General features: G+C 72.9%; 11 protein-coding genes and 1 riboswitch. Of the genes, 2 read left to right on the forward strand and 9 right to left on the reverse strand.

Going from position 1 to position 12,953, the window contains the following annotated elements:
- Positions 1-35 precede the first annotated feature (35 nt).
- Entirely contained in the window at positions 36-1,127 is a 1,092-nt protein-coding gene (locus ACWGIG_RS29135; protein ID WP_453324669.1) for an alkene reductase, read from the reverse strand.
- 172 nt (positions 1,128-1,299) lie between these two features.
- On the opposite strand from ACWGIG_RS29135, the gene ACWGIG_RS29140 reads away from it, so the two are divergent.
- A complete protein-coding gene (locus ACWGIG_RS29140) occupies positions 1,300-1,782 on the forward strand; it encodes a MarR family winged helix-turn-helix transcriptional regulator (RefSeq protein WP_453324670.1) in 483 nt (160 codons plus the stop codon).
- A 212-nt stretch (positions 1,783-1,994) separates the two neighbouring features.
- Here the strand turns inward: ACWGIG_RS29140 and cobC are convergent, their stop codons facing one another.
- A complete protein-coding gene (cobC, locus tag ACWGIG_RS29145; RefSeq protein WP_453324671.1) occupies positions 1,995-3,437 on the reverse strand; it encodes an Rv2231c family pyridoxal phosphate-dependent protein CobC in 1,443 nt (480 codons plus the stop codon).
- A gap of 74 nt (positions 3,438-3,511) precedes the next feature.
- On the opposite strand from cobC, the gene ACWGIG_RS29150 reads away from it, so the two are divergent.
- A complete protein-coding gene (locus tag ACWGIG_RS29150; RefSeq protein ID WP_453324672.1) occupies positions 3,512-4,255 on the forward strand; it encodes a ZIP family metal transporter in 744 nt (247 codons plus the stop codon).
- Between the two features lie 23 nt (positions 4,256-4,278).
- Here the strand turns inward: ACWGIG_RS29150 and ACWGIG_RS29155 are convergent, their stop codons facing one another.
- From ACWGIG_RS29155 to ACWGIG_RS29185, 7 genes are all read right to left on the reverse strand, one after another.
- Positions 4,279-5,715: a cobyrinate a,c-diamide synthase gene (locus ACWGIG_RS29155; protein ID WP_453324673.1), complete on the reverse strand. Its 1,437-nt coding sequence runs from the start codon at positions 5,713-5,715 to the stop codon at positions 4,279-4,281.
- Positions 5,709-6,308, reverse strand: a complete 600-nt coding sequence (gene cobO / locus ACWGIG_RS29160) for a cob(I)yrinic acid a,c-diamide adenosyltransferase (RefSeq protein WP_453324674.1) — start codon at positions 6,306-6,308, stop codon at positions 5,709-5,711. Before cobO ends, ACWGIG_RS29155 begins: the two co-directional genes overlap by 7 nt.
- Positions 6,309-8,372, reverse strand: a complete 2,064-nt coding sequence (locus ACWGIG_RS29165) for a putative cobaltochelatase (RefSeq protein ID WP_453324675.1) — start codon at positions 8,370-8,372, stop codon at positions 6,309-6,311.
- 67 nt (positions 8,373-8,439) lie between these two features.
- Complete coding sequence (locus ACWGIG_RS29170) at positions 8,440-9,999, reverse strand: cobyric acid synthase (RefSeq protein ID WP_453324676.1); 1,560 nt, start codon at positions 9,997-9,999, stop codon at positions 8,440-8,442.
- Complete coding sequence (locus tag ACWGIG_RS29175) at positions 9,996-10,988, reverse strand: cobalamin biosynthesis protein (protein WP_453324677.1); 993 nt, start codon at positions 10,986-10,988, stop codon at positions 9,996-9,998. Before ACWGIG_RS29175 ends, ACWGIG_RS29170 begins: the two co-directional genes overlap by 4 nt.
- A gap of 36 nt (positions 10,989-11,024) precedes the next feature.
- A riboswitch (cobalamin riboswitch) is annotated at positions 11,025-11,171 on the reverse strand.
- Between the two features lie 138 nt (positions 11,172-11,309).
- Positions 11,310-11,531 (reverse strand): hypothetical protein, encoded by a 222-nt coding sequence (locus tag ACWGIG_RS29180; RefSeq protein ID WP_453324678.1) that lies wholly within the window; start codon positions 11,529-11,531, stop codon positions 11,310-11,312.
- A 13-nt stretch (positions 11,532-11,544) separates the two neighbouring features.
- Positions 11,545-12,831 (reverse strand): anion permease, encoded by a 1,287-nt coding sequence (locus tag ACWGIG_RS29185; RefSeq protein ID WP_453324679.1) that lies wholly within the window; start codon positions 12,829-12,831, stop codon positions 11,545-11,547.
- Between the last annotated feature and the right edge of the window lie 122 nt (positions 12,832-12,953).

Here is a 12,953-nt window from a genome sequence, read left to right on the forward strand (position 1 = left end):
CTTCGCGAGGTCCCGCCCCACCCGCTTTCGCGGCTCTACCTGTTGCTCTGCGCGTGGAGCGCGGGGTAGTCGGTGAAGCCCTTGTCGGTGCCGCCGAAGAAGGTGGCCGGGTCCGGGGTGTTGTACGGACCCTCGGTGGCCAGCCGGGCGGGCAGGTCCGGGTTGGCCAGGAACAGCGCGCCGAACGCGAGCAGGTCCGCCGATCCGTCGTCCAGCCGCCCGAGCGCCCGGTGGTCGGTCGGGCCCTCGGTGACCGGGTTGAGGATGAGCGTCCCGGAGAACCTCGCCCGCAGCACCTTCGTGAACTCCCGGTGCTCCGGGGTCATTTCGACGGTGTGCAGATAGGCGAGGCCGAGCGGCTCGATGGCGTCCGCCAGGGCCGCGTACACCTCCTGGACGTCGCCGTCCTCGGTGATGTCGTTGAACGGATTGCCGGGCGAGACGCGGATCGCGGTCCGGGAGGCGCCGATCTCGGCCACGACCGCCTCGACCGCCTCGACGGCGAACCGGATCCGGTTCTCGACGCTTCCGACGCCCCACTCGTCGGTGCGGAGGTTGGCGTTGGAGGACAGGAACTGGTGGATCAAGTACCCGTTGGCGCCGTGCAGTTCCACGCCGTCGAAGCCCGCGTCGATCGCGTTGCGGGCGGCGCGGGCGTAGTCCCGTACGGTCTCGCGGATCTCGTCGGCGGTCAGTGCGCGGGGTTCGGTGAAGTCCACCATCCCCTCGCCCGCGAAGAGCTTGCCGGCCGGGGTCACGGCGGAGGGGGCGACCGGGGTGAGCCCGTCGGACAGCAGGCTGGGGTGCCCGATCCTCCCGGCGTGCATGAGCTGCGCGAAGATCACGCCGCCGTCGGCGTGCACGGCGTCGGTGACCTTGCGCCACCCGGCGACCTGCTCCTCGCTGTGCAGGCCGGGGGTGAAGGGGTAGCCCTGCCCGACGACGGACGGCTGGATGCCCTCGGTGACGATGAGCCCGGCGGAGGCACGCTGGGCGTAGTACTCGGCCACGAGCTCGGTCGGCACCCCGCTCCGACCGGACCGGCTGCGGGTCATCGGAGCCATTGCTATGCGGTTGGCGAGGGTGGTGCCGGCGAGGTCGTAGGACTCGAACGCGGTGCTGGTCATGACGTTTTGCCCCCAAGGCAACGGATGCATGCGGACGGTTCTGAATGATTGGTCGGCCAAGTAATGTCCGACGGCTGTCACTGTAGCGCATTAATTGGTCGGCCAAGTTAAGCTGTGGGAACTACTTTGCAGGAACCGGGGAAGCCGGGATCCGAGAAGCCGAGGAACCGCCATGACGTCCGATCCCCTGTGTCCCGAGTCCCTCCCCAGCGCCGCCATGGGGGGTCCGGTCAGCCACTCCCTGTCGGTGGTGGCCCGGCTGCACCGGGCCGCGGCGGGGCGGGTGCTGCGATGCCTGGGGCTCTACCCGGGGCAGGAGTTCGTGATGATGCACCTGTGGCGGGCGGGACCGGTGCGCCAGTCCGAGCTCATCAAGGCGGTCGGCCTCGATCCTTCCACCGTCACCAAGTCCCTCCAGCGACTGGAACAGGCGGGCCACGTCCGCCGCTGCCCGGACCCGGAGGACCGCAGGGCGTCCCTGGTCGAAGCGACGGACAAGAGCTGCGAGCTGCACACGCGGGTGGCCGAGGCGTGGGCGAGCCTGGAGGAACGCACCCTGGCGGGACTGAGCGAGGACGAGCGGGCCGAGCTGCTGCGCCTGCTGGGCAAGGTGGAGGGCAATCTCTGCCCGGCGGGGGAAACCCCGGCCCCTTGAGGGGGTGCCTCCCTGGCCCTCAGATCCTCAAGGCCTCCGGGGAGACGGAGGACATGCGGACCCGGTCCCCGCACGGGGCGCAGCCCCGCACCTCAACGCCCACCGGCGCCTGCGGCGAACCCGCCCCCTCGCACCGCCCAGGCGACCGGCTCCTTCAGGAGACCGCCCAGGCGACCGGCCCCTTCAGGAGACCGCCCAGGCGACCGGCCCCTTCAGGAGACCGCACAAGCGGCCAGCTCCTTCAGGAACCTGTCCGTCGTCGCCGTGTCCCGCACCGCGATCCGCACCCATTCCTCCCCGAGCCCCGGGAACGTGTCCCCGCGGCGCACCGCGAACCCCCGCTCGCGCAGCCGTGCCCGTACGCCCGCCGCATCCGGCATCCGTACGAGCACGAAGGAGGCCCGCGCCCCCTCGACCACCCGCACGGACGCCCCCAGCCCGCCCAGCCCGGCGACCAGGTACGCCCGGTCGGCGGCGATCCGCACCGCGGCCGACGAAGCCTCCGCCAGCGCCTCGGGCGACATGCAGGCTTCCGCCGCCACCAACGCGGGCGTCGACACCGGCCACAGCGGCTGGGCCCGCTCCAGCGCCGCGATCGTCTCCGGTTCGGAGGCGGTCACGTACCCCACCCTCAGCCCCGCGAGACCCCAAGTCTTCGTCAGGCTGCGCAGCACCACGAGCCCGGGCACGTCACCCCGCCCCACCAGCGCCTCCGGCTCACCCGGCACCGCGTCCATGAACGCCTCGTCGACCACCAACGTCCGCCCCGGGCGCGCCAGTCGGGCGACGAGGGCCGCCGGGTGCAGCACCGACGTCGGGTTCGTCGGATTGCCGATCACCACCAGGTCCGCGTCGTCCGGTACCGCCGCCGGGTCCAGCCGGAAGCCGTCCGCCTCCCGCAGCAGCACCCGCCCCACCTCGTGCCCCGCGTCCCGCAGCGCCGCCTCCGGCTCTGTGAACTGCGGGTGCACCACCACCGGCCGCCGCGCCGGCAGCGCCCGCGCGATCAGTACGAACGCCTCCGCGGCTCCCGCCGTCAGCAGCACCCGCTCCACCGGCAGCTCGTGCCGCGCCGCCACCGCCGCCCGCGCGGCCCGGCCGTCCGGGTAGGCGGCGAGGGTGTCCAGGGAAGCGGCGAGACGTTCCTTGAGCCACGTCGGCGGAGTGTCGGACCGCACGTTGACCGCGAGGTCGGTCAGGTCCTGTGTGCCGCGCACTTCGGCGTCGCCGTGGTGGCGCAGGTCGTGGGCGGTGTGCGTGAGCGCCACCGCACACGTCGCCATGGCCGGTCGCCCCACAGGGTCCGACTTCCTTTTGGGTACGAGGAGTTCGGCCCCGCCGCCCCCGGCGACGAGTGCCGCGGCCTCCGCCACGGACGGTGTGCCGACCGCGCCGAGCGCCCGCCCCGACGGGTTGGGCACCGTCACCGACGCCAGGCGCTGCGCCCCGTACGACAGGACCGGCACCCCCAGCCGCCGCGCGCACGCGACGATCGCCGGCTCGTCCGCCTTGACGTCGACGGTGGCGAGCGCGGCCACGGCCGTCAGCGGCAGCCGCGCCTCGGCGAGCACGCCCACCACGAGTCCGTACAGCTCCTCGACGGGTGCGTCCTCGCAGGCCCCGACCCCGACGGTCACCCGTTCGGATCCGTTCACCGGACATCCTTTCGCGCGGCGAATCGGCCCAGCCCGAGGTGCGCGGTGGCCCGCGCATCGACTAGCAAGGGCACATGGCGGTCTTCGTCGCGCTCGGCGCGTTCCTGATGACGCTGTTCGGTGGCTGGGTCGCCCAGCGCGTCACCGACCGGCGCCACCTCGTACTGGGCCTGGCGGGCGGGCTGATGCTCGGCGTCGTCGGCCTGGACCTGCTGCCGGAGGCCCTGGAGGCCGCCGACAGCGAGGTCTTCGGCGTACCGGCGGCGCTGCTCCTCTTCGTCGGCGGCTTCCTCCTCGCGCACGCGGGGGAGCGCCTGCTCGCCGGGCGCCATGCGGGGCACGGCGGCGAGGAGGGGGAGCACGCCGCGCAGAGCCGCCGCCCCGAAGTGGGACTGACCGCGGCCTCCGCGATGGTCGGCCACAGCCTCATGGACGGCATCGCCCTCGGCGCGGCCTTCCAGGTGGGCGGCAGCATGGGGCTCGCGGTGGCGCTCGCCGTCGTCGCCCACGACTTCGCCGACGGCTTCAACACCTACACACTGACCAGTCTGTACGGCAACGAACGCCGCAAGGCCCTCGCGATGCTGTTCGCGGACGCGGTGGCCCCGGTGGTGGGAGCGGCGTCCACCCTCCTGTTCACCCTGCCGGCCGAACTCCTCGGCTGCTATCTGGGCTTCTTCGGCGGCGTACTCCTCTATCTGGCCGCCGCCGAGATCCTGCCCGAGGCCCACCACGACCACCCGGCCCGCTCGACCCTGCTGTGCACGGTGGCGGGCGCGGGCTTCATCTGGCTGGTGGTGGGCCTCGCCGCGGAGTGAGGCCGCAGTGCCCGAGAAGGTGATCACGGCCGGCCGCACCGCTCCACGAACCGGTACGCCATCTCGGGAGCGGCCGCCCAGTGCGTGTGCAGATAGCTGGCGTGCACACCGTCCTGTACGAAGCCCTCGACGCGGCGCTGCGGATGCGTGATGCCCCACGCGGGCGCGGCCCCCGCCCCCGGCTCGACGACCGTCCGGTGGAACTCGTGCCCGCGCAGCCGCGTCCCGGCGGCGGCCAGCGCACTGTCACCGACGGCCACGGCCTCCCGGTACCCGAGCGTCAGCTTCTCCGACATCCGCGCCTCGGCGTCCAGCACCCCGCACATGGGCTGCCCGTCGAGCGAGCGCGCCAGATACAGCAGCCCGGCACACTCGGCGGCGACCGGCGCCCCCGAACGGGCGAGCTCGGCGACGGCCTTGCGCAGCGGCTCGTTGGCCGACAGCTCGGGCGCGTACACCTCGGGAAACCCGCCCCCGATCACCAACCCCCGTGTCCCCTCGGGCAGTTGCTCATCGTGCAACGGATCGAACGGCACGACGGTGGCCCCGGCCGCGGCGAGCAATTCGGTGTGCTCGGCATACGAGAACGTAAACGCCGCCCCAGCAGCAACCGCTACGACCGGACCCCCGCCCCCTTGGGCGACGGGGCCGCCCCCGGGGGCGGAACGGGCGGGCAAGGGAGCGGTCCCCGGCGGAGCCGCACCCACCCGGTCCCGCCCCACCTCTGCCGCCGCGTCCCCGCCGGGCTCCCAGGCCGCTGTCCCCGTGGCCCCCGCACTCCTGGCCAACGCCAGTACCGCCTCAAGGTCCACGCTCCCGCGCACCTGCTCGGCCAGTGCCGCCACGGCCTCGACCGCCTCCGACTGCCGCTCGGCAACCGGCACGAGCCCCAGGTGCCGAGAGGGCGTCCGCACCTGCCGGGCCCGCCGAAGCGCCCCCAGCACAGGAACCCCCGACCCGTCGAGGGCCTCCCGCAACAGCTCCTCGTGCCGGTCCGACCCCACCTTGTTCAAGATGACGCCGCCGATCCGCACCTCCGGATCCCAGGACGCGAAACCGTGCACCAGCGCCGCCACCGACCGCGACTGCGAGGACCCGTCCACCACCAGCACCACCGGCGCCCGCAGCAACTTCGCCACCTGAGCGGTCGACGCCAACTCGCCCTGCCCGGCGGCCCCGTCGTACAGCCCCATCACGCCTTCGACGATCGCCAGGTCGCACCCGGCGGCGCCGTGCTCGAAGAGCGGAGCCACCAGCTGGGGCCCGCACATGTACGCGTCCAGGTTGCGCCCCGGCCGCCCCGTCGCCAGCGCGTGGTAGCCCGGGTCGATGTAGTCGGGCCCCACCTTGTGCGGCGAAACGGCAAGACCGCGCTCCGTGAAAGCAGCCATCAGCCCCGTCGCGACAGTGGTCTTCCCACTCCCCGACGACGGCGCGGCCACCACGATCCGTGCTACCACTCGATGCCCCGCTGCCCCTTCTGACCCGCGTCCATCGGGTGCTTCACCTTCGACATGTCGGTCACCAGGTCGGCGGCGTCCAGCAACGCCTGCGGAGCGTTGCGCCCGGTGATCACCACATGCTGCGTGCCCGGCCGGTCGCGCAGCACCCGCACGACCTCCTCGACGTCGATCCACCCCCAGTGCATCGGGTAGGCGAACTCGTCCAGCACGTAGAACTTGTACGTCTCGGCCGCCAGGTCCCGCTTGACCTGCTCCCAGCCCTCCCGCGCCTTCTCCTCGTTGTCGGTCTGGTCGTCGCGCTGCACCCACGACCAGCCCTCGCCCATCTTGTGCCAGGCGACGGTCCCGCCCTCGCCCGTGGCACCGAGCGCCTTGAGCGCGTTCTCCTCGCCGACCTTCCACTTCGCCGACTTCACGAACTGGAACACCCCGATCGGCCAGCCCTGGTTCCAGGCCCGCAGCGCCATGCCGAAGGCTGCCGTCGACTTCCCCTTGCCGATGCCCGTGTGCACCATGAGCAGCGGCCGGTTGCGGCGCTGGCGGGTGGTGAGCCCGTCGTTCGGAACGGATTCCGGCTGTCCCTGCGGCATTTAAGCGGCCTTCCTGGTGCTGTGGTGTCCCTGTACGTCCTTGACCAGCCCGGCGATCGAGTCCGCCCGCAGCTCGTCGAGCGTCACCGCCGTGCCGCCCAACTCCCTTGCCAGCTCGGCCGCGAGACCAAGGCGCACCATGCCCGACTCGCAGTCCACGACCACCGAGGCGATGCCCTCCGCCTCGTGCAGCCGCGCCGCCCGCCCGGCCAGCGCCACCGGCTCGGGGCCGCCGGTCGCCCGGCCGTCCGTCACCACGACCAGCAGCGGCCGGCGCGACGGATCCCGCAGCCGCTCGATCCGCAGCACCTCGTGCGCCTTCAGCAGGCCCGCCGCCAGCGGCGTACGGCCGCCCGTCGGCAGCAGCTCAAGGCGTGCAGCCGCGGCGTCCACCGACGAGGTCGGCGGCAGCGCCACCTCGGCGTCCTTGCCGCGGAAGGTCACCAGACCCACCTTGTCCCGCCGCTGGTACGCGTCGAGGAGCAGCGACAGCACCGCACCCTTGACCGCGCTCATCCGCTGCCGGGCCGCCATCGAACCGGAAGCGTCCACCACGAAGAGCACCAGGTTCCCCTCGCGCCCCTCCCGCGTCGCCTGCCGCAGGTCGTCCCGCCGTACGACGAGGCCGCGTCCGGTGCGTCCGCGCGCGTGCTGGTGCGGGGCGGCGGCCTGCACGGTGGCCGCCAGATGCAGCTTGGTGAGCGCGCCCCGGGGGCGCAGAGCCCCTGTCGTACGCCCGTGCTCGGTACGCGCGCGGGACCTGCGGCCCGCCGCGCCCTCGCCGAGACCCGGCACGCTCAGCATCCTGGTGCGGAACGGCTCGGCCGACTGGGCGGGGGGCTGTTCCGCACCGCCCTGCCCGGCGGGGGCGGGCTGCTGCTCGGGCTGATCCGCCGGCGGCTCGGGCAGGTCGTCCTGCTCCGACCCGCTCTGCTCCGGGGCGTCGGGGCTGCCGCCGCCGCCGCCGTCGCGCTGCGGCGGGAGACCGCCGCCGCCAGGCCCGTCCGGGTCGGTGTCCGGGTCGTCGCCGTCCTCGTCGGTCCGCGGGGGGCTGTTCTGCTCCAGCGTCTCGTCGAGCTTGTCCTCGTCGAGGCCCGGCGCGTCGAACGGGTTGCGCCGCCGCCGGTGCGGCAGCGCCAGCAGCGCGGCCTGCCGTACGTCCTCCTCCTGTACGTCCTGACGCCCGGCCCACGCGGCCAGCGCGGTCGCGGTGCGCGCCATCACGATGTCGGCCCGCATCCCGTCGACCTCGAAGGCCGCACAGGTCGCCGCGATCTGCCGGAGCGCGTCGTCGCCGAGGCGGACCTGGGGCAGCAGTGCGCGTGCGGCCACGATCCGCTCCCGCAGATCGGCCTCCTCGCCCGCCCACTTGGCGACGAAGCCCGCCGGGTCGTCGTCGTACGCCAGCCGGCGGCGTACCACCTCCACCCGCTGGTCGGTGTCGCGGGACGCGGCCACCTCCACGGTCAGCCCGAACCGGTCGAGCAACTGCGGGCGCAGTTCGCCCTCTTCGGGGTTCATCGTCCCGACCAGCAGGAACCGTGCGGCGTGCCGCACGGACACACCCTCACGCTCGACGTACGAAGCGCCCATGGCGGCGGCGTCGAGCAAGAGGTCGACCAGGTGGTCGTGGAGGAGATTGACCTCGTCGACGTACAGAATCCCGCGGTGCGCGTCGGCCAGCAGCCCCGGCTCGAAGGCCTTCACACCGTCGGCCAGCGCCCGTTCGATGTCGAGCGCGCCCACGAGCCGGTCCTCGGACGCACCGACCGGCAGCTCCACCATCCGCGCGTCGCGCGACACGCCGTCGGCCCCCGGGTGCGGTCCGTCGGGACACACGGGGTCGGGTGTGGCCGGGTCGCACGAGAACCGGCACCCGTCCACCACCGGCACCTGCGGCATCAGCGCCGACAGCGCACGCACGGCGGTCGACTTGGCAGTGCCCTTCTCGCCGCGCACGAGCACACCGCCCACGGCGGGCGACACCGCGTTGAGCAGCAGCCCGAGCCGCAGGTCGTCCTGCCCGACGATCGCGGTGAAGGGGTAAGGGGCACTGGTACTCATGCGACCTCCATAGTGGTTCTTGGCACAGCTGTCACAGTCGCAACTTGCGTTGCGCGCACGGCACTTCTCATCCGTGGACCTCCGGGGCCCCCGGCGGCACGAACGGCAGCCCGGCGGGGGCGCCCGACTCGATGAGCCGCCACAGTCCGTCCGTGTCCGCATGCTCCTCGATCAGGTCGCCGAGCCTGTCCAACTGCTCCTCGCGCAACGCCTCGAAGCTCGTGTCCGGCGCCGGGACGAAGCGCCGCCCGGCCGCCGCGGCGACCTCCCGCAAGAAGGCCCGCCGAAAGGCATCACTCTCCAGCGACCCGTGCCAGTGGGTGCCCCACACGGACCCCACCCGGCACCCGTCCAGGAAGGTTTCCCCACCAAAGACCTCGGCCACCCCGTGATGGATCTCGTAACCCGCCACCGGTTCGCCCAACGCCTCGCCCACCGGCCGGGCGAGGGTCTTCTCGCGCGCGAACCGCACCCGCACCGGCAGCAGCCCCAGCCCGTCCACGACACCGGCCCGCGACTCGACCTCGTCCTCGATGCGCGTCCCCAGCACCTGGAACCCGCCGCAGATCCCCAGCACCGGCAGACCCTCGGCCGCCCGGCGCACCAGGGCGTCGGCGAGCCCGCGCTCCCGCAGCCACGCCAGCGCCTTGACCGTGCCCCGCGTCCCCGGCACGACCACCAGGTCCGCGTCGGCCAGCTCCTCGGCGCGGTCCACGAAACGTACGACCACACCCGGCTCGGCGGCCAGCGCGTCCACGTCCGTGAAGTTCGACATCAGCGGCACCGCGCACACCGCGACGCGCAGCACGTCCTCGCCGACCGGCGGCGCGACCACGGACTCCCGTACCGCACCCCGCATCGACACCCGCAGGCCGTCCTCCTCGTCGATGCCGAGGCCGTGCGCGAACGGCAGCACGCCGTACGTCCTGCGCCCGGTGAGGTCCTCCAGCATGTCGAGCCCCGGCTCCAACAGCGACACGTCGCCGCGGAACTTGTTCACCAGGTACCCCGCGACCAACCGCTGGTCCTCCCTGGCCAGCAGCGCCGTCGTACCGAAGAACGACGCGAAGACGCCACCGCGGTCGATGTCCCCGACCACCACCACCGGGAAGTCGGCGGCCCGCGCGATCCCCATGTTCACGATGTCGGTACGGCGCAGATTGATCTCCGCCGGGCTTCCGGCCCCCTCGCAGATCACCGCGTCGTACTGGCTGCGCAGCTCGGCCAGGCACTCGGTCACCGTCCCCAGCAGCGCCTCGCGGTGCCCGCCCTGCACACCTTTCCCGTACGTCTTCCCGCCCGCCGTCCCGAAGAAGCCGCGCGCGCTCATCTCGCCCACCGGCTTGCCGAGCAGCACCACCTGGCTGGACCTGTCGCTGCCCGGCTTCAGCAGTACGGGGTTCATCAGCGCCGTCGGCTCGACCCGCGCCGCCTGCGCCTGCATCGCCTGCGCGCGCCCGATCTCCGCGCCCTCACGCGTGACGAACGAGTTCAGCGACATGTTCTGCGCCTTGAACGGGGCGACCTTCACCCCCTGCCGCACCAGCCATCGGCAGATCCCCGCCGTGACCACGCTCTTGCCCGCGTCCGACGTGGTCCCCGCGACCAACAGCCCGCCGCCACTCATGAGTTACGTCCCTTCAGGTACGAGGCCGCAAGACGCCCCGCCGCACACACGGCCAGCGCCAGCAGATTCACCCGGCGCGACAGACGCACCGCACGCTCGATGTCCGGTACGGCGACGGGCCGCCCGCTCTCCCCGTTCAGTACGGCCCGGTGCTCCACCCGTCCCGCGTACGACAGCGTGCCGCCGAGCGTGACGCCGAGGGCGCCCGCGAACGAGGACTCCACCGGGCCCGCGTTGGGGCTCGGGTGCTTCGCGGCGTCCGCGCGCCAGGCCCGTACCGCACCCGGGGGATCGTCCCCGGCGAGCACGGCCAGCGCGGCGGTCAGCCGGGCGCCGGGCCAGCCCATCACGTCGTCGAGGCGCGCCGAGGCCCACCCGTAGCGCAGGTGACGCGCCGACTTGTGGCCGACCATCGCGTCCAGGGTGTTCACCGCCCGGAAGGCCACCAGCCCCGGTACGCCGCCGACCGCGCCCCACACCAGCGCGCCCACGACCGCGTCCGAGGTGTTCTCGGCGACCGACTCCACGACCGCGCGCGCCATCTGCTGCCCGTCCAGGGCCTGCGGGTCCCGCCCGCACAGGTGCGGCAGCCGCTCGCGGGCGACGTCGAGGTCACCGGCGGCGAGCGCCCCGCCGATCGCACGGGCCTCGCGCCCCAGCGACGTACCGCCGACGACGGACCAGGTGGCGGCTGCGGTCAGGGCGACGGAAGCGACGGGGGAGCGGCGTGCGGCGCGTGCGGCGACGGCCGCCGCTCCGGCGGCCCCGCCCACGCAGACCAGGGTGTGCAGTGCGCCCCACCCGCGGTGGTCGCGCCAGAGCCTGCGTTCCACCGCGCCCGCTCCACGTCCGAAGGCGGCGACGGGGTGGCCCCGCCGTGGGTCGCCGAGCAGGAGGTCGCCGAGCAGTCCGGCGGCGGCGCCGTACGCGAAGACGCGGGCGGCACTCGGGCAGGGGGAGGCTGAACTGCGGGTTCCGCAGCCGGGCATGGCGATGTGTCCTTAACTCAGGGTCCGCGCCCTGGTTCGACGTGACGAGCGGCTGGGAGTTCCTGGCTTCCGTACGACCGGGTGGGTCGGTACGTGACAGTGGCGGGACCGCGCCGGATTCGCACCGGCTTCCTCTCCATGCCGCCGTATTGGCTCCGGCAGTCCACCACGCCCCGAGAACACCCGTCAACCTGGGGTTGACCTGCGCCGCTCTCCGGGCCCGGGGCGGACACGGACCGGACGCGGGGCGCACACAGAGACCCGGGGTGTACGCAGAACCGCCCCGTGCAGGAAGCACGGGGCGGTTCGGTGGGGCGTGGTTCAGGCGACGATGAGGAAGATCCCGTACGCCACGGCCGCCGCGCACAGTGCGAAGCAGGCGTACGCGCCGGTGCGCGCCATGGCCGCGGAGCCGCCCGAAGCGGCGGCGCTCTCCTGCTTGGAGAGGCCCACGATGCCGAGGGTGAACAGGCCCACCAGACCCACGGTGGCCACGAGGCTGACGCCGAAGACGGTGCCGAGAGCTGCCCAGTCGATGTTCATGTCGTGTGCGTCCTTAGACCGAAGCGGCCGGGCGGGCCGCCTCGGCGGGGTTTCCGGCGGGGGAGTGGAGGGTGGCCTTTATGTCGCCGGTCGCGGCGTGCGTGACCTCGTGCGGGAACACACCGGCCGGGGGCGGGGAGACCGCCGCCATGGCGGTCGTGACGACTCCCGCGGGCTCGGCGGGGACCGGAGCGTCCAGGTCGTCGGCGGTGACGTTGGTGTGGTCGACCGGCTTGCGGCGCGACAGGGACCAGATCACGCCCGACCCGCCGACCAGCAGGACCGCGACGGCGGCGACGCCCCAGCTGCCCTGGCCGGTCAGGAACTCCGCGGCGGCGGCGACCAGACCGGCCGCCGGCAGCGTCAGGCCCCAGGCGACGAACATCCGGGTCGCGGTCGACCAGCGGACCACGCCGCCCTTGCGGCCGAGGCCGGCGCCCATCACGGAACCGGAGCAGACCTGGGTGGTGGAGAGGGAGAAGCCGAGGTGCGAGGAGGCCAGGATGACCGTCGCGGCGCCGGTCTGGGCGGCGAAGCCCTGCGGCGGACGGAGGTCGGTGAGGCCCTTGCCCATGGTGCGGATGATGCGCCAGCCGCCGAGGTAGGTACCGGCGGCGATGGCGACACCGGCCGAGACGATGACCCACAGGGGCGGGTTGGAGCCGGGGGCCAGCACGTTCCCGGTGACCAGGGCCAGGGTGATGACCCCCATCGTCTTCTGTGCGTCGTTGGTGCCGTGGGCGAGCGAGACGAGACCGGCGGAGGCGATCTGGCCCGCCCGGTAGCCCTTGGCGGTGGCCTTCTCGTCGGTCCTGCTCGCCAGCTTGAAGGTCAGCCGCGTCGCCAGGTAGGCGGCGAGACCGGCCACGATCGGCGCGGCGATCGCGGGCAGCAGCACCTTGGTGATGACGACGCTGCCGTTGACTCCCGAGGTGCCGACCGACATCAGGGTGGCGCCGATGAGGCCGCCGAAGAGCGCGTGGGAGGAACTGGACGGCAGGCCGATCAGCCAGGTCAACAGGTTCCAGAGGATCGCGCCGACGAGCGCCGCGAAGATCACTTCTGTCGTGATGCCGCTCTCGTTGATGAGCCCGCCGGAGATCGTTTTCGCGACCTCGACGGAGAGGAAGGCACCAACGAGGTTGAGCACGGCGGACATGGCCACCGCCGTCTTGGGTTTGAGAGCGCCGGTCGAGATGGTGGTGGCCATCGCGTTGGCAGTGTCGTGGAAACCGTTCGTGAAGTCGAACACGAGAGCGGTCACGATCACGATTCCGAGAAGGAGCGTGATGTGTTCCATTTACCCAGGCAATCGTTTGAGGTCAGTGGCTGTTGGAACGTAAGCAACCTGAGTGAACGGAAGATGAACTGGGCAGGGCGTCCCGGTGACCCGAAATCCCGCGCCGTCGTTCCGTTTTCACC

The organism is Streptomyces sp. NPDC054863 (genome assembly GCF_053610825.1).